Genomic DNA, 21,778 nt, shown 5'->3' with positions numbered 1-21,778 from the left:
CGCCCTTACTCCAGCAGGACGGGGACCCCGTCACGGATGCGGCCCGGCGACCACAGGCCGGAGCGGGTCGTCACGTCGGTGGTGACCTCCGCGGGGGAGGCATCCGGGTCGATCGGACGGTACTGCTCGAGCGATCCCCAGTCGCGATCCCAGTCGTGGTTCAGATAGGTGGGGACGGCCTCGGCGTTCAGCAGAAGCGGGATCCAGCCGAGCGGTCCGCCGCCGATGTCGTCCTGCCAGCCGTTCGTCGCGTCGGCCCCGACCCGGTCCGGGAGGATGCGGTACTCGGGGACCTCGGCGACACCGTTGCGGTGCCCGAAGGGTCGCTGGCACGGGAAGGCGAGACCCACCGACCAGTCGATGAGGACCGGGGCGTCGGATCCGACGACCTCCTGCAGGGTCTGCATGCGCGGCATCCGCGGCGGCGTGACCGCGACCCACTGGTCGGGGGAGAGGTCACCGTCGTCGACGACGATCCGCACGGCGTCGGCGTCGGCCGGGATCGCGTCGCTCGGCACGCGCAGGTTGCGCCAGGACGGCGACGGGCCGATGTCGATCGGGGCGAGCGTGGCCAGCGGCGTCACGTCGTCCCCGGATGACGAACCGAACTCCAGCAGCACGTCCTGACCGGGGGTGATGACACCGTCGGGGTCGACGTAGCGGACGCGTCCCGCCGCGGTCACGACCAGCAGCGGTGTCTCGTCGGTGCGCTCCGGCAGCCCGTACCAGCCGGATTCGAGTTCGGCGGACTGCTGCACCCCGGAGCGGTAGCTGCCGAGGACGGGCGTGGTCTGCGGGTCGAGGCCGAAGGGCAGCTTCACGGTGCTGCCGTTGATGCCCTCGTCGCTGGTGCGGCCGCCCTCGGTGCCGGCGCTGGTGGATGTGGTGGTGCCGCCCTCCTCGCTGTCGACGGTGTTGGCGCCACCGGTCGTGGTGGTCTCCGCGTCGGCGGTGAGGTCGAGGGCCACGCCGTTCGGGGTGAAACCGACGGCCGTGCCCGCACCCAGGGCCTCGCCCGCATCACCGTCGAGAGGCTGCAACATCGTCGCGTTCGGTTCGGACTCGACGAGCACCTCGTCGGCGAGTCCGCAGGAGTTGCCCGTGAGGGCCGCCGCGTTCGACTTGGCGATCGAATAGGCCGGGTACTGCGAGACCGCGCCCTTGAGCAGCGACAGCACCTCGAACAGCACCACCGCCGCCGCGACCAGCGTGAGCGGGGCCGACGCCAGGGCCCGCACCCTGCCGTTGCGGTCGGGCCGCGGCGTGGTGAACGGCTCGCGCAGGTGGAACCACGCGGCGAGGAGCAGGGCGAGCACCGTGAGGCCGAGCAGTGCCGTGGAGAAGGCGTAACCGGAGATCGACGGCGGCTTGTCCCACCACGGGATGCCGTAGCTCGAGACGTACCACCAGCCGTTCGAACCGGTGAAGGCCATCGCCAGGACGAACAGCACCCCGGCGGTGAACAGCGCCCGGTTGCGGGCCGATCGGATGCCGACCGAGCCCACTCCGATCGCGGCGAGCGCAGCCACCGACGCGGCCAGGCCCGCGTACACACCGAAGTGGTGTGTCCACTTCGTCGGCGTGAGCATCATGAGCAGCAACGACGCGAAGACGATGCCGAGGATGCGCCGCGAGGGTCCGATAGCGGTGCCCGGGATGCGGCCCTTGCGCAGGATCAGCATGACGCACACGACCAGGCACAACAGCATCACGAACACGCCGAACCGGCGGGCCAGCGAACCGTCGGGGGAAACGGTGAGCAGTGCGTCCCACCGCAGTCGCTCGTCGAACCACGGCACGTTCGGGCCCACGGCCGAACGCACGCGGGTCGCTTCGAGGACCGACGCGAGCGTCTGGTCGGCGAAGACGGCGATGAGCACGACGGTGCCCGACGCCAGGATCGGCGCGAGGGGCGCGACGACACCGACGAGATGCCGGCGCGCGACAAGAACCTTCACCAGCGGGCGCATCCCGGCGACGAGCGCGGCCACCGCGATCAGGCCGGTCGGGCCGGCGGCGAGCGAGAAGGCCGCGATGAGGACCGCGATCGCGGCGGGCAACATGCGCCCGGTCGCGATGGCGCGTTCGATCGAACACCAGGTCAGCAGCGCACCGACCGCGATGATCGGCTCCGGGCGCAGACCGTTGTTGTAGGGGAGCCAGAAGGCGAGGAAGACCAGCCCGGCCGTCCACAGCGACACCCGGCTGTGCCGGACAGCGACACCGAGCCGGGGGATGACCTCGCGGCTGATGACCATCCAGCACAGGATCGCCGCGATCAGCGTGGGCAGGCGCATCCACACACTCGACGTCGAGACCTGCGCGAACACGACGAGCACGTCGTAGAACCAGCCGAACGGCGCCTCGGGCACACCGAACCAGCGGAAGTAGTTCGCCATGTATCCGGCCTCGCCGGACACCCGCGCCATGTTGAGGATGTAGCCGTCGTCCGAGGTGTTCGCGCCGATGATGTGCCAGAGCAGCAGAGTGCCCACGACCACCGCGTCCACGAGGGTGAACCGCCACCAGCGGGCCGGCAGGAACCGGCGCGCGCGGCGCCCGTCGATCCCGTCCAGACGATGCAGGGCGACGAGCGAGACCAGCGTCGCCAGCGCGCACACGATCATCGCGAGGAGCTTGAGCACCGTGGGGGTCGAGGTGAACCGCGAGTCGAGCTCGGCGCGCACCGACAACCGTTCCGTGGAGTCGTCCCCCTCGGGTTCGAACGCAGTCGCGGCGCCGGTGAGGTCGCTGAAGACACCGACCATCTGCGGCCGCTCGTCACCTTCGAGCTCGATCGCGACCGGAGGGTCCGCGCCCACGATCTCGGCGGCGGTGCGTTCGGAGTTCGATGCCACGGTCACCGCTGTGCACGGCTCGTCGAGCGGCGCCGAGACGAGCACCGAGTTGCGCAGGACGGCCTCGACGGTGCGGGGGGCGCCGTCCTCACCGGGTACCGCGCGGATCACCAGGCCCTCCGCCGTCGCGTCGGGGGATCCGGACGGGATGGTCGAGACGAGCGTGCCACCGTCGGAACCGACCTGCTCTGCCGCAGCGCACGGCACGCTGACCCGCAGCGTGAGCGGGGCGTACGTGACGAGCGGCGCCTCGACACTGTCGATGCTGCCGTTCTGCGGCCACTCCAGTTCGCCGGTCTCCTGCCGAACCGGCAGGAACGGCAGGGTCAGAGCCAGCACGAACCCGAGCAGTCCCGACACGATCGCGACGATCCGCGCTGTGCGGACGCGCGATGTCGGGTCGGACGAATCGGTTTTCCCGGGCGAAGCGGTATCGGCTGGCACAAGGGTCGATGCTAGGCGAGTCCCGGCACGGTCCGGACTCGCGCCGCTCCGCTCGCACTACTCGTGGGTACTCCACGGTTCTGTCCGACCACGTCCGGAGGGATACCTCCCGCCACTAGCATCGCTGTCTATGAGGACCTCGACCCCGATCGGGCGCGCTCTGCGCGCGGCGGGCATCGGGGAGGTCTGCGACGACTCGACCACGCGCGCGCTGTACTCGTCCGACGCTTCTCTCTATCGCGTCCCGCCACAGGCCGTGGTGCGCGCCCGATCGATCGACGACGTCGCCACGACCCTCGACGTGTGCCGCCGGGAAGGTGTCCCCCTCACCTCCCGCGGCACCGGCACCTCGCTCGCGGGCAACGCTGTCGGGCCTGGCGTGGTCATCGACTTCTCGCGTCACCTGAACCGGGTGCTCTCCGTCGACCCAGAGACCCGGACCGCGCGGGTGCAACCGGGTGTCGTGCAGGCCGAACTGCAGCGCGCCGCGGCACCGCACGGTCTGCGCTTCGGCCCCGATCCGTCCACCCACAACCGGTGCACGATCGGCGGGATGATCGGTAACAACGCGTGCGGGGCGCGGGCGCTCGGCTACGGCCGCACGTCCGACAACGTCGTCGCGCTCGAAGTGCTCACCGGCACCGGGCACCCGCTGACGCTGCCCGGCGAGGATCCGGTGCTGGAACCGTTGAGGGAGATCGTCGCCCGCGACCTCGCGACCATCCGCACCGAATTCGGTCGCTTCGGCCGGCAGGTGTCGGGTTATGCACTCGAGCATCTGTTGCCGGAGAACGGTTTCGACGTCCGGAAGCTGTTCGTCGGTAGCGAGGGCACACTCGGGATCACGACCGAGGCGACGGTGCAGCTGGTCGCCGACCCTGCCGTCCGCACGATGGTCGTGCTCGGCTATCCAGACATCGTCGCCGCCGGCAACGCCGCGCACGGACTACTGGGTTTCCGGCCCACGGCGTGCGAAGGGCTCGACTCGCGGATCGTCGACATCGTCCGGCACCGGCGCGGACCGCAGGCGGTACCGCCCCTGCCGTCGGGTGCGGCCTGGCTGTTCGTCGAACTGGCCGGTGACGACGCCGACGAGGTGCGCGGCCGGGCGAAGGCACTCGCGCAGGTTGCCGCCGCGACCGACGTCCTGCACGTCGAGGACCAGGCGCGTGCCGCTGCGCTGTGGCGTATCCGGGAGGAGGGAGCCGGCCTGTCGGCGAGAAGTCCGAAGGGACTGCCCGCGCACGCGGGATGGGAGGACGCCGCCGTCCCTGCCCACCGCGTCGGCGACTATCTCCGCGACTTCGAGGAACTGCTCGCCGGATACGACGTCACCGGCTACCCCTACGGGCACTTCGCCGACGGCTGCATCCACATCCGCCTCGACATCCCCCTCGAGGTTCCGGGTCTGTTCCGCGAATTCCTCTTCGAGGCAGCTCAACTCGTCGCCGAATACGGCGGGTCGATGTCGGGGGAGCACGGCGACGGGCGTGCCCGGAGCGAACTGCTGCCCGTGATGTACTCACCCGACGCGCTCGCACTGTTCGGGGCTGTGAAGTCGGTCTTCGATCCGGAGAACGTCCTCAACCCCGGCGTACTCGTCGACCCGCGGCCCGTCGACGCCGACCTGCGCGTCCCGGCGGCCCGGAAGATCCGGGAGGGCCTGGCCTTCCGCTATCTCGAGGACGGCGGCGACTTCACGCAGGCCGTGCACCGGTGTACCGGGATCGGCAAGTGCCGCGCCGACAACACCGGCACCGGCGGGGTGATGTGCCCGTCCTTCCTCGCGACCCGCGAGGAAAAGGACTCCACGCGCGGACGAGCACGGGCGCTGCAGGAGATGCTCAACGGTCACCTCGTCGCCGAGTCGTGGCAGTCGCCGGAAGTGCACGAGACGCTCGATCTGTGCCTGTCGTGCAAGGGATGTCTGTCCGACTGCCCGACCGGGGTCGACATGGCAACCCTCAAATCCGAAGTGCTGCACCAGACCTACCGGGGACGGCGACGGCCCGCCAGTCACTACGGTCTCGGCAGGCTGCCGCAGTGGGCGGCGATTGCCTCCCGTGCGCCACGCGCCGTCAACGCCCTTGTCCGCGCTCCGGGGGTCGCCCCGCTCGGGTTGACCGTCGCCGGTCTCGACCGCCGCCGCCGTGTACCGAGGTTCGCGCCCCGCACCTTCCGGAAGTGGTTCGCCGACACCCTCTCGCGACGATCCCGCACGGGCGATCCGGTGCTGCTGTTCGTCGATACTTTCACCGAGTACTTCACCCCGGAGATCGGGGTTGCCGCCGTGCGCGTGCTCGAAGCCGCCGGACACAGCGTGCACCTCACCGACGAACCCCGCTGCTGCGGCCTGACGTGGATCACCACCGGCCAGCTCGACCAGGCCCGGAAGATCGTGGGCCGCACCGTCGCCGAACTCTTCCGCAGCGGCATGCCGATCGTCGGGCTCGAACCGTCGTGCACCGCTGTCCTGCGCTCCGACGCGGTCGAACTGCTCGGGTCCGCACCCGCGCGTCTCGTGGCCGACAGCACCACGACCCTCGCCGAACTCCTCGCCGACTGGGAACCGCCCCCGCTGGAGGGGACACGGATCGTCGCACAACCCCACTGCCACCACCACGCCGTCATGGGCTGGGGTGCCGATGCCGCCCTGCTGCGACGCGCGGGTGCCGACGTGCAGCGCCTCGCCGGCTGCTGCGGCCTGGCCGGGAATTTCGGCGTCGAACGCGGGCACTACGACGTGTCGGTGGCGGTCGCGCGGGCCCAACTGCTGCCGGCCGTCGAGGCGGCATCCGACGACGCGGTGATCCTCGCCGACGGGTATTCGTGCCGTACCCAGCTGAGCGACCTCACGACGCGGCGCGGCACGCACCTGGCCGAGTTGCTGGCCTCACGACTGCCGTAGGTACGGCGGGCTCATCATCTGCGGCGTCGCCCTCTGGTGCGCTCGCTTCGGGAGGGGCGCGGCCCGAGATCGTAGGGGATCTTCAGGATGTGGCGGGTCTTGGCATCGATGTCGCAGTGGCCCGACGCGACGGAGTGGAGGATGCCGTTGTAGACGAGGTCCCACAGGTCAGGGTTGCGCTGGATCTCGCTGATCTTGAAAGAGTGGATTTTGTTGCCGTGGGCGTCTTTCAGTCGCAGGACACGACTGGGCCCATCAGCGGAGAAGCGGATGCGAGTGAGATGGTAGGTATCGACCCAGCTGTCGTGCCATTGGACCCAGGTGGCACCGGCTGCAGTCCAGTGGTTTCCCTTGCCGAAGAACAACAATAGTGAACTTCCAGGGATGATGACCCACATGATCCACCAGTGGATCCAGCGAAAGTCTCCATTGATGACGGTGAGGTACACGACCAAGATTGCCGCTATGAGGAATGCGCCGATGTATCGGTCGCGCACGGTGGGCTGGAGCCATTCGAGAACGGGGCCGAGATGCTCCGGTGCATCTGGTGGGTTCCGTGGATTGCGTTCGAGCGGTGTGTATTCCGTGCCGTGGTAGATGCGGGGCGCCCGGGGTGGGCGGGGTTCGCCTGTGATCGAATCCGGCATCGGTGGTAGATCGATGGGGTTCACCCTCTACGCCCCCGTCCTCTGGTGCGTTCGCTTCGGGTGGGGCGCGGCCCGAGTTCGTAGGGGATCTTCAGGATGTGGCGGGTTTTGGCGTCGATGTCGCAGTTGCCGGACGCGACGGAGTGGAGGATGCCGTTGTAGACGAGGTCCCACAGGTCAGGGTTTCCTTGAATGTCGCTGATCTTGAACGAGTGGATCTCGTTGCCGTGAGCGTCTTTGAACCGGAGGACGCGGTTCGTTCCGTCGGCGGAGAAACGTATACGGGTGAGGTGGTAGGTGTCGACCCAGCTGTCGCGACATTGCACCCATGTGGATCCTGCTGCCGTCCAATAGTTCCTGATCCCGCGAAACATCAGCCAGCCACCCGCAGTGATGATGAGCCACGCACCCCACCAGTGAATCCAGCGAAGATCCCCGTTGGAGATTGTGAAGAACGCGACCGTAATGGTCATCAGGGTAAATGCGCTGATGTATTTTTCGCGGACGTGAGGTTGGAACCATTCGAGAGTGGGACCGAGATGGTCCGGTGCATCTGGTGGGTTCCGTGGGTTGCGTTCGAGCGGTGTGTATTCCGTGCCGTGGTAGATGCGGGGCGCCCGGGGTGGGCGGGGTTCGCCTGTGATCGAATCCGGCATCGGTGGTAGATCGATGGGGTTCACCATCTGCGGCGTCGTCCTCTGGTGCGTTCGCTTCTGGTTGGGCGCGGCCCGAGTTCGTAGGGGATTTTCAGGATGTGGCGGGTTTTGGCGTCGATGTCGCAGTTACCCGACGCGACGGAGTGGAGGATGCCGTTGTAGACCAGGTCCCACAGGTCAGGGTTGCGCTGGATCTCGCTGATCTTGAACGAATGGATTTCGTTGCCGTGGGCATCTTTCAACCGAAGAACACGGCTGTAGCCGTCTGCGGAGAACTGGATGCGGGTGAGGTGGTAGGTGTCGACCCAGCTACTGCGCCACTGCACCCAGCCGGCACCGGCTGCCGTCCAGTGATTCCCGGAGGACCGAAACATCATCCACGGGAAGAACGCGAGCAAACCCCACGCCCACCATTCGAGAATCCAGCTGAAACCCCCTGCGCTTATCGTCCCGAATACCGCGAGTAGTCCGGCAAGCATCGCGGCATCGCCGTACTGGTCGCGAAGGGTGGGTTGGAGCCATTCGAGGGTGGGCCCGAGGTGATCCGGTGCCTTCGGCGGATTCCGTGGGTGCCGGTCGGTCGGTGTGTAGTCGGTGCCGTGATGGAGGCGCGGTGCGCAGGGTGGTCGCGGCTCTCCGGTGATCGGGTCAGGCATCTGAGGCAGGCCGGTTGCATTCATTCGTGACCTCAGAACAAGTTTCCAACCCAGCGGGCTGCGGAACCCGCCGCACCGGAGATGTCGTCCCAGTGCTCGATCACTTCACCCACACCGAACGCGACCCCGACTCCGGCGCCAACTGCCAGGAGTGTCACGGGTCCGCCTGCTGCGCTGGCAAGAATCAGTTCGGTCGCAACTGTTCCCGCGACGAAACCTCCCACATTCTTGGCAACCGCCTCGACCGCCTCGGTACTGTCATCGGCATTGCTGACATCGTGGAAGGTTTGCAATCCAGTCAAGGCCAACCCGACAACAGGAATCTTGGATCCGATTTTCGAGAGAGCTGACCCTTCCGGAAGGAAGCTGTCGACGTTCTTTCCGAACAGCTGGACGAACTTGTTGTCACCGAGCCCCGCAAGCAGTCGAGAGTTCTCTGCGGCGAACCGCGCAGCATCGTCAGCTCCGCCTTGGAAGGCTCGAACAGCCCTGGCGGCTGTTGCTTCCGGGTACGGATCGCCAATTCGCGCCGCCTCGGCAGCAAGCTCACGCAGCCGGGCGAGGGTCGCACCTCGCGTAGCGGCTTCGTTGCCCCATTTCGACAGCTCGGCGACTGTCGCCGCTATGTATCCGCCCACGGTATGCGCCAAGAGCCATCCCCACTGGGCTTCTGCGTCCTTCAGGATCGTCGTCGGCCCGCGCAAGGCTTCTGCGAGCGCGCTGTGCGCTGCGGTTTCGGCCGCGCGACCTTCCGCAACGAGCCCCGCAGACGCCTCGTAGGCTGCGATCTGTTTCGCCCGAAGTACCTGGGGTGCAATGTCGTACGAGTTGGGGTCGATATCGATCGGATCACCGATGCCGACGCCGAACTCCACAGGAATGCCGGCTTCGGCTGCTGTCGCCTCGGCCTGCGACATGCGTGACCGGGCGGTGACGAGCCCGTCGGCGAATGCGCGTAGGGCAGCGGAGATCACGTCGATCTGGTCTGCAGCCTCGGTCGTCCCGGTGATGATGCGGTCGAGCGTCGTACGGAACGCATCTCCCGCAGGACTTCCGAACTCGAATTCGGACTCGGTGCGTCCGTCACGTGCCGACTTCAGCCGGTCGTTGACTCCCGTGGCGAGGTCGGCGAGCGAATCCGCACAGGCGTAGCAGGAGGTGGGGTCGCCGAAGACCCGGGTGTCGAGACTCATCCCTCACCGGCCTTCGCGATCTCCTGAGCAGTGTGCGACTCGACGTCCTGGTAGGCGCGCAGACTGTCCTGGGTGGCGTCGGCTGCACCGGCCAGCGACCGGACCGCCGCGTCCAGTGCGGAAGCAATCGACCCGAGAGCTTCGACGAGCAGTGCGGTGGCGGCACCTGCGTCGGGTATCGGTGCGGGATCGGATCCGAGCTCGTCGATTCTTATCGCTCCGGTGGCCAGGAGCTTCGCGACCGCGTTGAGGTCGCCTATGTCGATGGTCACCGGGTCGCTCTCCTGCCGAGTGGATCCTCGAACGGACGGTCTTCGTCCTCGACAGCGGGTGGCGGTGGTTGTCGGCCGTCGAGCAGGACCACGTCGTACCCGGTGGTCCGGTGGATCTCCTGCAGCCCTGTGCTGTCGACGCCCATCCACGGCTGCTGCGGTCCGCAGCAGCGGGCCAGTTCCTTCGGTGAGGTGTAGGCGGGCAACGCCAGCCGGCCGTCGGGCAGTGTGCGCATCTCGAGCCGAACCTGCCCGGAACTGTCGCGGCGTCGGATCGGCACATACAGAACGTCGCTCATCGAATCCCCCGATTCCGTCGTACCCCCCGTACGACTCGCCGCGACCTTACCGCAGCGGCGATGAGTTTCCGGCTCCTGCCCGGTCGGTATCTGCGACAGCACCGCTGCCCACCTACCAGGAGGCCGTCATGAACACCTTCACCGCATCCACCACCGGCACCCGCGACGACACCGTCGCGGCGCCCTCACGCGCCGCCCGCATCGCAGGCCTGGTCGTCAGCGGTCTCGTCGTCCTGTTCCTGCTGTGGGACTCGATCATCCACATCGCCAACGTTTCGCAGGTGCAGGAAGCGATGGCCGATCTCGGGTTCGATCCGAGCCTCAACCGCGTGTTCGGCGTGGTCCTGCTGATCTGCCTGATCGCCTACGTCCTGCCGCCTACCGCGATCCTCGGCGCCGTACTCCTCACCGGCTATCTCGGCGGTGCTGTCGCGACGAATCTGCTCACCGAGCAGCCGATCGTCAGCACGACTCTCTTCCCGATCTACACCGGAATTCTGGTCTGGGGTGGATTGTGGTTGCGCGACATCGGGGTTCGTCGCATCATGCCGGTTCGTCCGTCGCGGTGACGACGACGAACGGCCCCACCTCGGTCACGGTGAATCGGGGATCGTCGAACAGTTCCTTGGGGAAGGTCACCGTGTACCGCCGCACATTGGGATCGTTCGGGTAGACGTCCTCGGCCAGACGCAGCGTGTAGCCCTCGGCGCCCTGTCGGAAGACGACGGCGTCGGGGGCTCTCCACGGCAGCTCCTCCCAGGCGGCGAGCAGTTCGCCGGGGGAGGAGAGTTCCGACCACTCCTCGATCGCTGCGGCCCGCGCGGAGAACTCCGCCAGCGGGTTGGCGTAGTGCGAGGTCAGGGCTTGGAAACCGAAGTACGGGTAGTAGGCGAGGAAGGACGTATCGGCCGTGAGGACCACGTGGTCGTCACGCTCGCCGCCCAACTGCGACAGCAGGACGTCGTCCACCTCGGCGTAATAGGACGCGGCACCGGCGGGTCGCTGGTCGGCGCGTTCGCCGGCCCCGTCGGTATCGGTGTAGGCGACGGTGATCTCGCCGGCGAGTACCTGCGGAATGTTCTGCGCGAACGCCAGCGCACCCAGAGCCCCCACCGCCACGAGCACCCTGCGCACGCGCGGATTCTCGCTGGTCGCCAGGCTGATCCACCGCGAGAAGTCGACGAAGGCGAATGCGCCTGCCGCAGCGAGCAGTACGAGCAGGATCACCTCGAGCCGGAACGCGAGCAGGGTGTTGCCCACGGCGGTCAACGCCATCGAGGCGAGGTACCACAGGTAGACCGCGATCACCCCGAGCCCGAGCGCCTGCGCCCGATGCGACGACGACGCCCGGCCCACGAGCCACACGGTGCCCAGCAACGACAACAGTCCGATCAGGGACATGTGGAACATCGGCAACGGCAGTCGCGCACCGGCATCGGGGAGATAGTGGGTCGCGGTCCCGGACTCGGACGGGGGATTACCGCCCAGCACGTCGAACACGAACGGCGCCCACACGATCAACGCGACGAGCACCGCGATCGACGCCATCACCACGAGACGGACGAGCACCGGAAGGACCGCGCGCCACGACCCGGTGGCGCGACGCGCGAGGTACGCCGCGACGACGGCCATCACCGTCACCGCGAACGCCGCGATACCGAGATAGAGGGTGTAGAAGGTCGCGGCGAGACCGAGGAACAGGCCCGTCCCCACGACTGCACCCCAGCCCTGCCGTCCCCGCCCACCACGCGTAGCGGGCAGGAAACCGCCCCAGGCCAGCACCAACGCCGGCGCGACCAGCACGGCGATCACCGCTCCGTAGGGTTCCGGCGAACCGTAGGCCAGCACGACGAGCGTCGTCGCGGTGGCGGCGAGCACCGCCAGGTCGGAGCGGACCAGTTCGGACCACAACACCAGGGCGACGACCGCCGCGACCGCCAGCGAACCGATCGCATACGGCTTGAACGCTTCCCAGCCGTCCATACCCAGCACGTTCGCGACACGGCCACCGATCCAGAACCACCCGGCCGGATAGAACGACGGTAGATCGGCGTAGTTCATGTCGCGCAACGCCGCGCTGTCCGTCAGCCGCGTGAGGAACTGGGTGCGGAACTCCTGATCGACGGAGATGCCGTGCAGATAGAGACGGGTCGCGGCCAGCGGCATCCCGAGGGTCGCGGTGACCAGACCGGACAGCGCCGCCCACGACAACACCCGAGCCCCCGTCACCCATCTGCGGCGACGCAACAGATAGATCGACAGGCCGAGCACGGCGAGTGCCGCGAACTGCATCACGGTGGTGACGGCCTGCGTCACGTTCGACGAATTGAACGCCGGCCACTGCACACGGTCGAAAGCGAACAGCCCCACCGCGGCGACGAGTGCTGCGACGAGCGCTGCGCAGACGAACTGCACGAGCGTCGAGACTGCACGGCGTAACGGGGCGACTGCTACAGGAGTGTCGGCGAGCACCCCACGAGCATAGAGATGCGTCCGCGAGACGAGTGGTGGCCCGATCCGCGCCGCAAAACGCCGCCGTCCACCGGTCGGGACGTTCATCCTGGAAGTTGCGTCGGGAAACCGGGCTGTCGGTACCGCCCGGGGAATCCGAACGGAAGGCTCAGATCATGACAGGTAAAGCGGTTCGTGCGGCCCTTGCAACGCTCGCGACGGCACCTCTCCTCGTCTTCGGGGCGGCGCAGGCCTCGGCGTATCCGGTGATCGAACCGGGTGCGCCCGGCGGTCCCATCGACGGCCGGTTGTACGACCACCACGGCGTCGATCCCTACCAGTGCATCGTCGTCGGGGCGCCGGGTGTCGGCTACGCGACGAACGAGGCGGGGCAGGACGGCATCGTGAACGGTGTCTTCGTGAACGAAGGGTCGATCAACCACTGGTGCTACGGGCCGCCCGGGATGATCCACAGCGAAACCGGCTACGTCCGGTAGACCCCGAAAAGACGACTGCCCCGCCGAAACGGGTCCGGCGGGGCAGAGGGTGCACGTCTGTCAGATCGGCAGCTTGCGGAAGATCGCGCGCGGCAGGTGACGCAGCACGATCATCACGAACCGGAAGGTGCCCGGCGCCCAGACGATCTCCTTGCCGCGATCGGAGGCCGCGACAGCGAGCTTCGCGACATCTTCCTTGTTCACGGTGAGCGGGGCCTCGTCGACGTGCGCGCTGAACTGCGTGCGCACCTGGCCGGGGCGCACGACGGTCACGCGCGGCCCGAACGGGCGCAGCGCCTCACCGAGTCCGAGGAAGAAGCCGTCGAGGCCGGCCTTGGTGGAACCGTAGACGAAGTTGGCGCGCTTGACGCGCTCGCCGGCAACCGACGACATCGCGATGATGCGCCCGAAGCCCTGCGCCTTCATCTTCTCGCCCACCAGCACACCCACGGAGACGGCGGCCGTGTAGTTGACCTCCGCGACCCGCACGGCCTTGCTCTGGTTCTGCCACAGCTCCTCGGCGTCGGCGTCCAGACCGAAGGCGACGATCGCGATGTCGACGTCGCCGTCCTTCCACGCCTGGTCGATGACGGCCGGGTGGCTCGCCGTGTCGAGCGCGTCGAAGTCGATCAGGTCGACCTGCGTCGCACCCGCGGACTTCGCCTGGGCGACGGCGTCCTCACGACGCGGGTCGCCGGGCAGGGCCGCGAGGATCACGCGGGCCGGTGCCTTGCGGAGGTACTCCTCGACGATGGCCAGGCCGATCTCGGAGGTGCCACCGAGCAGCAGCAGGGTCTGGGGATTGCCGACGGCGTTGATCATCAGTGGAGTTCCAACCTTCTGGACATATCGGAGGCGAAGACGTTCGTGGGGTCGACGGAGCGGCGCACCTTCAGCCACTCGTCGATCCGCGGGTACATGGCGTGGAAGGTCTCCGCGTCGGTCCGCGAATCCTTCGCGGTGTAGAGGCGACCACCGAACTCGAGGACCCGCTTGTCGAGTTCGCGCACGAACTCGTTCAGGCCCGGCTTGATCCGGAAGTCGACGCAGATGTTCCAGCCGGGGATGGGGAAGCTGAGCGGAGCCTTGTTCCCTTCACCGAACAGCTTGAACACGTTGAGGAACGAGTGATGTCCCGACGCCTGGATGTCGCGGATGATCTTCTTGAACTCCTCGACCGCTTCCGGCGGCACCACGAACTGGTACTGCAGGAAGCCGTTGGGTCCGTAGCCGCGGTTCCACTCCCCGAACAGGTCGAGGGGGTGGTAGAACGCCGTCAGATTCTGGACCTGGTTGTCGGCGTTCTTCGTCTTCCGGTAGTACAGCTCACCGATCACCGAGAAGTTGAACTTGTTGGCCAGCCCGTTCGGGAATACGTCGGGCAGGGTCAGCAGGGTCGGCGCGTCGAACTTGAGCGGGTCCTTCTGCAGCTTCTTCGGCAGCTGGTCGAGCTTCGCGAGGTTGCCCCGGGAGACTGCGGCGCGGCCGAGCTTCGGCTCCGGCGAGATGGCGTCGAACCATGCGCTGGAGTAGTCGTAGTTCGCTTCCGAACCGTCGCTGTGCAGGGCGATCGTCTCGTCGAGCGACTCGGTGCGGCGGCTGTCGGCGATGAAGTACGCCGTCTCCGTGGGGGTCATCTCGATGGTCGCGCGCAGGATGATGCCTGTCAGACCCATTCCGCCCACGGTCGCCCAGAACAGCTTGGCGTTGCGCCCGGTGGGGGTGCACGTGCGGACCTGGCCGTCGGCGGTGAGCAGGTCGATGGACTTGACGTGGTTGCCGAAGCTGCCCGCGCTGTGGTGGTTCTTGCCGTGGATGTCGGCACCGATCGCACCACCGATGGTGACCTGGCGCGTGCCCGGCAGGACGGGCACCCACAGACCGAACGGCAGCGCGGCGCGCATGAGCTGGTCGAGGCTCACACCACCGTCCACCACGACCTTGCGGGAGTCACGGTCGATGCTGTGGATCTTGTTCAGCGCCGTCATATCGACGACGAGCCCGCCCGCGTTCTGCGCGGGGTCGCCGTAGGAGCGTCCGAGCCCGCGTGCGATCACGCCGCGCCGCAGGTGCGACGGCTTCGACTCGTTGTCTTCCGCGACCCGCGCGACCGCCTTGGCGATCACTTCGATGTCGGGGGTGGACAGCACCTCTGCGGTGGTCGGCGCAGTGCGCCCCCAGCCGGTCAGGGTGCGGGTCTGGGTGGGGAGCGGCTCGCTCGCCTGCTCCGTAGCTGTCGTGGACATCGGGATAAAGGCTACCCGTGTGTCCTGGTCACCCGGCAAGATGCTGTTCCTCACGGGCGTTACCCTCGTCTGCGTGCCGGAATCCCACGACCATGTGCAGCCGCTGCCGGAGCATCACGCCCCACTGGCTCCCGAACTGCCGTTGACCGATTCGACGGCCGACGAAGCGCTGGACCTGAAGACGCAGCTCACCCGGTTCGTCCTGACCGGTGGGTTCTCGGCGATCGTCGACTACGGCCTGTACGTCCTGCTCATGGCACTGGGCGTCACGCGCGACGTCGCGAAGGCCCTGTCGTTCGTGGCCGGCACCACCACCGCCTACCTGATCAACCGCCGCTGGACCTTCAAGGCCCCGCCGAGCCGCGTTCGTTTCGCAGCCGTGGTGGTCCTCTACGCAGTGACGTTCGCCGCACAGGTCGGCATCAACCGTGTACTCAACGAAGCCCTCGGCGACGAGTGGTGGGTCACGCCCTTCGCCTTCGTCGTCGCCCAAGGCGTCGCGACGGTGATCAACTTCGTCGTCCAGCGGGTCGTGATCTTCCGCCTGCGCTGATCTGGTTGGTTCGACGGCGACATACACGGTCGGACCAACCAGATCCGAGCTGTGTGGAACCGGTCCGGCTCCTGTGGCGTCGAACCGGATATGTCACGCTCCCGAGCACACGCGATCATGGCCAGGCAGGACGGTGTCGTCACCCGCGATCAGGCGGTGCGGTGCGGTCTGAGCATCGCAATCATCGATCACTACGTGCGGTCGGGTGAATGGGTCTCACTGGTTCCCGGTGTGTATCTCCGTGCCGATCGGGAGCGGACCCCTTCGGTGCACCTTCGCGCCGCTGTCTACGGTGCGGGACGTGCGGCGACGGCATGGGGTCCGAGCGCCGCGTGGTGGCACGGAATCCTCGACAGGCCTCCCGCCCGTTACTTCGTCACCGTCCCACATGGGCGGGCCATCGTGAGAAACGGGAATGTGCACCTCCGTCGCAGGGACCTGCACGCCGACGACATCGTGACCGTGCGCGGGCTGCGGGTCACAGGTGTACCTCTCACGGTGTTGGAGGCAGCGGTCGAGCTGAAAGAGGGTTCCGTCCTCATGGACAGAGCACTTCAACGACACACGTCGTTGGCTCTGCTGGAGCGGTCCCACCTGAGGAATCCGGGACGTCGTGGGTCGCGCGCTGCGGAGAAATTGTTGTGCACCGCCCGGGACGGCGGGCATTCCCAGGCCGAACGCATCTTCCATCGGCTGCTACGTCAGGCAGGGTTCACCGGCTGGCGTGCACACGTGATGAGCTGTGGATACGAGATCGACGTCGCGTTCGAGGCCGAACGGGTGGCGATAGAGATCGACGGCTGGGCGTGGCATCGTGACGCAGACCGTCACTGCCACGACATCGAAAGACAGAACGTCCTGATCAACGCAGGATGGCACGTTCTGCGATTCACCTGGCACATGTTGACGCAGGACCCGGACGGCGTCGTACGCCGGATCCGTGCGGCACTCGGCCGCACCCGATGATCTGGTTGTTCCGACCGCGCTGAACGCCGTCGGAACAACCAGATCTGCTATCGGGCGGTCCAGTTGGCGACGCCACGAACGGCGGTGACGCTGACGTTGCCGTCGATGGTGACGTATGCCGAGATCTCCCCGGCACCCGTTTCCGAGGGGAGCAGAGTGCTGTTGGCACGTACCCTCCCGCGCTCACCTGTGGTCTCGTTGTGCCAGTGCACGGTGCACGGGCAGAACGGGGAGCCGATACCACCGACCCACAGCGGCAGTTCGGGAGAGGCGGGGTCGGTTCGGAGCACGACCGGTGCATCGATGAACGGGGTTGCGTTGCCGGCATACCCGCTCGAACCCGTATCGAGGTGCAGACCCACCGTATTGGTGAACGTGGTCCAGTTCGAGTCCGCGGAAGCGGTGGAAGTTCCGGCAACAGCGAGGCCGGCGGTAACGGCGGCTGCGACGCCGACGCTCGCTACCCGTCCGAGGGTGGTCTTCAAGTTCACGGTCGGATCCTGTCTCTTCGGTATGTCGGTGCGGAAGCACTGCCCTGGCTATCGGGAAGAGCCCCAAGATGTTACGGATCGGTGGCTGAGTCTTGTGCGTGCGGGAGACGACCCGCTTCGCGGGCGTCGGCGAGGGTGGGTGCCGTCCGGTCCTTGGCCGACAGTTCGTAGGTCAGCGACCTGCCGTCAGGTCCTGTTGTGGGCCAGTCGATCCCGATCTCCGGATCGAACGGGTTCACCTCGTGCTCACGGTCGGGGTCGTAGCCCGTCGAGCACAGGTAGACGACGGTCGAGTTGTCCTCGAGGGCAAGGAAACCGTGGCCGAGGCCCTCGGACAGGAAGATCGCGCGCCGGTCCTTCGTGTCGAGCAGCACCGAATCCCACTGCCCGAAGGTCGGCGACCCCACCCTCAGGTCGACGACAACGTCGAGCACCGACCCCGACACGCACGTGACGTACTTCGCCTGTCCGGGAGGGACATCCGCGTAGTGGATGCCGCGCAGTACTCCGGCGGCGGAGACCGAGCAGTTTGCCTGCGCCAACTCCAGGGGCCGGCCGACGGCGTCGACGAAGGTCTCCTGCTTGAACCATTCGAGGAACACGCCCCGGTCGTCGCCGAACTGTTTCGGCGTAATCTCCCACGCCCCGGCGACCTTCAGTTCGCGGTACTGCACCTAGCGGTCCTTTCCTCGTTCGAGCAGATCCAGCAGGTAGCTGCCGTAGCCCGACTTCACCAGCGGCTCGGCCGCGGCGCGCAACTGCTCGTCGTCGATGAACCCGAGGCGCCACGCGACCTCCTCGGGCGCACCGATCTTCAATCCCTGACGTTGTTCGATGGTGCGCACGTAGTTCGACGCGTCGAGCAGCGAGTCGAAGGTGCCGGTGTCGAGCCAGGCGGTGCCACGCGGCAACACCTCGACCTGCAGTTTCCCCGCTTCGAGATAGGTGCGGTTGACGTCGGTGATCTCCAGTTCGCCACGCGCCGACGGCTTCAGCGAGCGTGCGATCTCGACGACGTCGTTGTCGTAGAAGTACAGCCCGGGCACCGCGAAGTTCGACTTCGGGTCGTCGGGTTTCTCCTCGAGCGACAGGGCGCGGCCGGTGGAGTCGAACTCGATCACCCCGTAGGCAGACGGGTCGGACACCCGGTACGCGAACACCGCACCACCGTCGATGTGCGCGAAGCGTTTGAGCTGGGTGCCGAGGCCGGGGCCGTAGAAGATGTTGTCGCCGAGGATCAATGCGACCGGCTCGGTTCCGATGTGGTCGGCGCCGAGCACGAAGGCCTGTGCCAGGCCGTCGGGTGAGGGTTGGATCGTGTAGGTGATGTTCACGCCGAACTGCGAACCGTCGCCGAGCAACCAGCGGAACTGTCCGGCGTCGTGCGGGGTGGTGATCATGAGGATGTCGCGGATCCCGGCGAGCATGAGCGTCGAGAGCGGGTAGTAGATCATCGGCTTGTCGTAGACGGGCACGAGCTGCTTGCTCACGCCCTGGGTGATCGGATGCAGACGCGAGCCCGTCCCACCCGCGAGGATGATTCCGCGCATGTCGGACAGTCTCGCATGAGTAGGCTTGCGCCAATGAGGCTGCTCGTCACCGGTGGTGCCGGTTTCATCGGCGCGAACTTCGTCCATCAGACCGTCGCGGAACGACCCGACACGCAGGTCACCGTGCTCGACAAGCTCACCTACGCCGGCAACCGCGCCTCCCTCGACCCGGTCGCCGACACGATCACCTTCGTCGAAGGTGACATCGCCGACGCCGAGCTGGTCGACCGGCTCGTCGCCGACACCGATCTGGTGGTGCACTTCGCCGCCGAATCCCACAACGACAACTCGCTGGCGAACCCCGCGCCGTTCGTGCAGACCAATCTGGTGGGTACCTTCACGCTGCTCGAGGCCGTCCGCAAGTACGACGTGCGTTATCACCACATCTCCACCGACGAGGTCTACGGCGACCTCGCCCTCAACGACCCCGCCCGCTTCACCGAGACCACCGCCTACAACCCGTCGAGCCCCTATTCGTCGACGAAGGCCGGCTCGGATCTGCTGGTGCGCGCCTGGGTGCGCTCGTTCGGCGTCCGCGCGACCATCTCCAACTGCTCGAACAACTACGGCCCCTATCAGCACGTGGAGAAGTTCATCCCCCGCCAGATCACCAACGTGCTCACCGGTGTGCGCCCCAAGCTCTACGGCACCGGCACCAACGTGCGGGATTGGATCCACGTCGACGACCACAACAGCGCCGTGTGGACGATCATCGAACACGGCCGGCTCGGCGAGACCTATCTGATCGGCGCCGACGGGGAGACCGACAACCGCACCGTCGTCGAAACCGTCCTCGAGCTGTGCGGCAAGGGCCGTGACGAGTTCGATTTCGTCACCGATCGCCCCGGCCACGACCTGCGTTACGCCATCGACGCGACCCGCCTGCGCACCGAACTGGGCTGGGCGCCCCGCTACCGCGACTTCCGTGAGGGCCTGGCCGCGACCATCGACTGGTACCGCGCCCACGAGCAGTGGTGGACGCCACAGAAACGGGCCACCGAGGCCGCCTACAGGCGCGTCGAGCGCGTTCTGGGCGGATAACCCGCGCCGTTCGGGGTGGTCCCGGCACAATTCGCGAATGGGTCGAAACACCGGTACACGACGCACACAACCGTGGAGCTCCTGTTTCCGCTGCTACTGTCGCATCGAAAACAGCGGATCGACCACGAGCGGGGAGTAGCCCGATGGAGCAGGCAGCTGCCGGCGACACAAGCACGATCGGACATGAGGCGGACACACTGGACGAGGTTCTCACCGAACCGGTGCGTCGCGACCGGCTGATCGTCCAGCGCGGTGTCTTCGCATCTCTGTCGCCGCGCGTGCCGGAGAAGATGTACGTCCACACGAAGGGTGGCGCGGCGTCCGACCGCTACGGGCTGCAGCTCGCCGACGGCGCGACCGCCCACACCAACACCTATTTCGGCCGCTTTCCCGCGACGTTCTGGCAGCGCTGGACCGACGTGAAGACCGTGAACCTGCAGCTCACCTACGGCTGCTCCGGTACGGCTGAGTTCACCGTGTGGGCGTCCGATGCACGCGGACGCGAGCGGATCGTGACGGTCGAGACGGTGTCGGGTTCGGGCGAGCTCGACCTCGAGCTGCCGATCGAACGGTTCGTCGACGGCGGTGCGATGTGGTTCTCCATCGATGCCGGCAACGGATCGGTGCTCGTCTCCGACGCACGTTGGACGGTCGCCGCTCCCGAGCACCTGCGTCCCGCGGCTGTGGTCATCTGCACGTTCAACCGCGCCGACGACTGCACCGTCACCGTCGGCACTCTCGCCTCGGACGACGGGGCGATGGCCGACATCGAAGCGGTGTGCATCGTCGACCAGGGCACCGACCAGGTGCGCTCGCGCTCGGCGTTCGCCGAGGTCGCCGACAAGCTCGGCGACAAGCTCATCTACCTGACCCAGCCGAATCTCGGTGGTGCGGGTGGCTTCTCGCGCGGCATGTACGAGATCACCGGTTCCGCCAAGGCCGAGCACGCCAACGTCATCGTCATGGACGACGACATCCTGTGCGAACCCGAATCGGTGTTGCGTCTCAACGCTTTCGCGAACATGACGGTGCAGCCGACGATCGTCGGCGCCCAGATGCTGTCGCTGAGCAATCCCCAGGTCCTGCACGTCTCGGCCGAGCGTGAGGTGCTCGACGAGATCACCGCCGGCGCACTGACTCCGGGTGCTCGCATGGGCATCGACCTCGTGAAGAAGAAGCAGGACATGCGTTTCGACGCCGGCTGGAACGGCTGGTGGACCTGCCTGCTGCCCGCCGAGATCATCGCCGACTGCGGTCTGCCCATCCCGCTGTTCTTCCAGTGGGACGACATCGAATACGGCATCCGTGCCCGGTACGCGGGGCATCCGACGGTCACCCTGCCCAATGCGGGTGTGTGGCATGCCGACTTCTATCTCAAGGACTACGACGACTGGGCGCGCTATTTCAGCATCCGCAACGGCCTGATCGTCTCGTCCATCTACGGGCGCTTCGACGGTAACGACATGTCGAAGTACCTGTTCCGCAAGATCAGTGAGCTCATCGTCTCGATGCAGTACGGTCTCGCCGCGACCTTCATCAAGGCTGCGGAGGACTTCCTTGCCGGACCGGACTTCCTTTACGACGGCGGCCAGTCCGTGCTGAAGGAACTGCGCGAACTGCGCGACCGCTATCCCGAGACGAAGCCGCTTCCGGCCGCGCAGGTGGGCAAGGAATCCGATCCGCACACGCAGATGTCGGTCTGGCAGTTCGAGCCCGACAAGAAGCGCGAGGGCCTGGTGCTGCTCAAGCGTGCCGTGCAGCAGTTCGCCGGCAAGGTCGACCGCCGGACGGTCACCGTTCCCGCTCACTTCGCATCGTGGTGGCACGTGTCGTTGTTCGACAAGGCCGTCGTCACCGACGCCTCGCAGAACGCCGTGCGGGTGCGTCACCGCGACAAGGACACCGCCGTCGACCTCGCGAAGCAGGCCGCGAAGGTGTGCTGGCAGCTCCGCAAGGAAGCGCCCCGGATGAAGACGGTCTGGCAGGAAGCGCTCCCCAAGCTCACGAGCCGCGAGAACTGGGCGCGCCTGTACGGCATCGACGGGTAGAC

Annotated in this window: 20 protein-coding genes; 7 read left to right on the top strand and 13 right to left on the bottom strand. The window is 67.0% G+C overall.

Annotated features, from left to right (window positions below; all coding sequences use genetic code 11):
• Positions 1-5 precede the first annotated feature (5 nt).
• On the bottom strand, positions 6-3,302 hold the full coding sequence (locus BO226_RS18240; protein ID WP_064256847.1) for an arabinosyltransferase domain-containing protein: 3,297 nt from the start codon (positions 3,300-3,302) through the stop codon (positions 6-8).
• A gap of 130 nt (positions 3,303-3,432) precedes the next feature.
• Between BO226_RS18240 and BO226_RS18235 the strand changes: the two genes are divergently transcribed.
• The gene (locus tag BO226_RS18235) at positions 3,433-6,210 is read left to right on the top strand and encodes an FAD-binding and (Fe-S)-binding domain-containing protein (protein ID WP_064256846.1); all 2,778 of its coding nucleotides are present in this window, start codon (positions 3,433-3,435) and stop codon (positions 6,208-6,210) included.
• A 14-nt stretch (positions 6,211-6,224) separates the two neighbouring features.
• Here BO226_RS18235 and BO226_RS18230 read toward each other — a convergent pair whose 3' ends face one another.
• The 6 genes from BO226_RS18230 to BO226_RS18205 are packed head-to-tail and all read right to left on the bottom strand — an operon-like array spanning position 6,225 to position 9,933.
• Positions 6,225-6,857, bottom strand: coding sequence for a hypothetical protein (locus tag BO226_RS18230; RefSeq protein ID WP_071935894.1), 633 nt, complete (start codon positions 6,855-6,857; stop codon positions 6,225-6,227).
• 20 nt (positions 6,858-6,877) lie between these two features.
• A complete protein-coding gene (locus tag BO226_RS18225; RefSeq protein WP_232237991.1) occupies positions 6,878-7,540 on the bottom strand; it encodes a hypothetical protein in 663 nt (220 codons plus the stop codon).
• Positions 7,534-8,169, bottom strand: a complete 636-nt coding sequence (locus tag BO226_RS18220; protein ID WP_071935893.1) for a hypothetical protein — start codon at positions 8,167-8,169, stop codon at positions 7,534-7,536. Before BO226_RS18220 ends, BO226_RS18225 begins: the two co-directional genes overlap by 7 nt.
• A 32-nt stretch (positions 8,170-8,201) precedes the next feature.
• Positions 8,202-9,362 carry a hypothetical protein gene (locus BO226_RS18215; RefSeq protein WP_064257659.1) on the bottom strand — a complete coding sequence of 387 codons (1,161 nt, stop codon included), beginning with the start codon at positions 9,360-9,362 and terminating at the stop codon, positions 8,202-8,204.
• On the bottom strand, positions 9,359-9,634 hold the full coding sequence (locus BO226_RS18210) for a hypothetical protein (protein ID WP_064257660.1): 276 nt from the start codon (positions 9,632-9,634) through the stop codon (positions 9,359-9,361). The genes BO226_RS18215 and BO226_RS18210 overlap by 4 nt, the downstream gene beginning before the upstream one ends.
• The gene (locus tag BO226_RS18205; protein ID WP_064257661.1) at positions 9,631-9,933 is read right to left on the bottom strand and encodes an SAV_915 family protein; all 303 of its coding nucleotides are present in this window, start codon (positions 9,931-9,933) and stop codon (positions 9,631-9,633) included. The genes BO226_RS18210 and BO226_RS18205 overlap by 4 nt, the downstream gene beginning before the upstream one ends.
• A gap of 128 nt (positions 9,934-10,061) precedes the next feature.
• Between BO226_RS18205 and BO226_RS18200 the strand changes: the two genes are divergently transcribed.
• Positions 10,062-10,502 (top strand): DoxX family protein, encoded by a 441-nt coding sequence (locus BO226_RS18200; RefSeq protein WP_071935892.1) that lies wholly within the window; start codon positions 10,062-10,064, stop codon positions 10,500-10,502.
• Here BO226_RS18200 and BO226_RS18195 read toward each other — a convergent pair.
• Positions 10,477-12,405, bottom strand: a complete 1,929-nt coding sequence (locus tag BO226_RS18195) for an arabinofuranosyltransferase (RefSeq protein WP_198040576.1) — start codon at positions 12,403-12,405, stop codon at positions 10,477-10,479. The genes BO226_RS18200 and BO226_RS18195 overlap by 26 nt on opposite strands.
• 155 nt (positions 12,406-12,560) lie before the next feature.
• Here BO226_RS18195 and BO226_RS18190 point away from each other — a divergent pair, with 155 nt between their 5' ends.
• The gene (locus BO226_RS18190; protein WP_071935890.1) at positions 12,561-12,881 is read left to right on the top strand and encodes a hypothetical protein; all 321 of its coding nucleotides are present in this window, start codon (positions 12,561-12,563) and stop codon (positions 12,879-12,881) included.
• A gap of 60 nt (positions 12,882-12,941) precedes the next feature.
• Here the strand turns inward: BO226_RS18190 and BO226_RS18185 are convergent, their stop codons facing one another.
• Both BO226_RS18185 and BO226_RS18180 read right to left on the bottom strand, forming a co-directional pair.
• Positions 12,942-13,703 carry a decaprenylphospho-beta-D-erythro-pentofuranosid-2-ulose 2-reductase gene (locus tag BO226_RS18185; protein ID WP_006553461.1) on the bottom strand — a complete coding sequence of 254 codons (762 nt, stop codon included), beginning with the start codon at positions 13,701-13,703 and terminating at the stop codon, positions 12,942-12,944.
• A complete protein-coding gene (locus BO226_RS18180) occupies positions 13,703-15,127 on the bottom strand; it encodes an FAD-binding oxidoreductase (protein ID WP_071935889.1) in 1,425 nt (474 codons plus the stop codon). Before BO226_RS18180 ends, BO226_RS18185 begins: the two co-directional genes overlap by 1 nt.
• A gap of 19 nt (positions 15,128-15,146) precedes the next feature.
• Between BO226_RS18180 and BO226_RS18175 the strand changes: the two genes are divergently transcribed.
• Both BO226_RS18175 and BO226_RS18170 read left to right on the top strand, forming a co-directional pair.
• The gene (locus tag BO226_RS18175; RefSeq protein ID WP_006553463.1) at positions 15,147-15,680 is read left to right on the top strand and encodes a GtrA family protein; all 534 of its coding nucleotides are present in this window, start codon (positions 15,147-15,149) and stop codon (positions 15,678-15,680) included.
• A 117-nt stretch (positions 15,681-15,797) separates the two neighbouring features.
• Positions 15,798-16,646 carry a DUF559 domain-containing protein gene (locus BO226_RS18170; RefSeq protein ID WP_387398664.1) on the top strand — a complete coding sequence of 283 codons (849 nt, stop codon included), beginning with the start codon at positions 15,798-15,800 and terminating at the stop codon, positions 16,644-16,646.
• Between the two features lie 47 nt (positions 16,647-16,693).
• Here BO226_RS18170 and BO226_RS18165 read toward each other — a convergent pair whose 3' ends face one another.
• The 3 genes from BO226_RS18165 to rfbA all read right to left on the bottom strand — a co-directional run bounded on the left by BO226_RS18165 (position 16,694) and on the right by rfbA (position 18,687).
• Positions 16,694-17,137 carry a hypothetical protein gene (locus BO226_RS18165; protein ID WP_024102697.1) on the bottom strand — a complete coding sequence of 148 codons (444 nt, stop codon included), beginning with the start codon at positions 17,135-17,137 and terminating at the stop codon, positions 16,694-16,696.
• Between the two features lie 71 nt (positions 17,138-17,208).
• Positions 17,209-17,811 carry a dTDP-4-dehydrorhamnose 3,5-epimerase gene (rfbC, locus tag BO226_RS18160; protein WP_071935887.1) on the bottom strand — a complete coding sequence of 201 codons (603 nt, stop codon included), beginning with the start codon at positions 17,809-17,811 and terminating at the stop codon, positions 17,209-17,211.
• Positions 17,812-18,687, bottom strand: a complete 876-nt coding sequence (rfbA, locus tag BO226_RS18155; protein ID WP_071935886.1) for a glucose-1-phosphate thymidylyltransferase RfbA — start codon at positions 18,685-18,687, stop codon at positions 17,812-17,814.
• 33 nt (positions 18,688-18,720) lie between these two features.
• Here rfbA and rfbB point away from each other — a divergent pair, with 33 nt between their 5' ends.
• Both rfbB and BO226_RS18145 read left to right on the top strand, forming a co-directional pair.
• Complete coding sequence (gene rfbB, locus BO226_RS18150) at positions 18,721-19,728, top strand: dTDP-glucose 4,6-dehydratase (RefSeq protein ID WP_071935885.1); 1,008 nt, start codon at positions 18,721-18,723, stop codon at positions 19,726-19,728.
• Positions 19,729-19,871: 143 nt separating this feature from the next.
• On the top strand, positions 19,872-21,776 hold the full coding sequence (locus tag BO226_RS18145; protein ID WP_006553469.1) for a glycosyltransferase: 1,905 nt from the start codon (positions 19,872-19,874) through the stop codon (positions 21,774-21,776).
• Positions 21,777-21,778: the final 2 nt, after the last annotated feature.

Origin of the sequence: Rhodococcus sp. 2G, assembly GCF_001886355.1 — a bacterium.
Lineage (GTDB): Bacteria > Actinomycetota > Actinomycetes > Mycobacteriales > Mycobacteriaceae > Rhodococcus > Rhodococcus pyridinivorans.
This window is presented reverse-complemented; position numbering and strand designations above follow the sequence as displayed.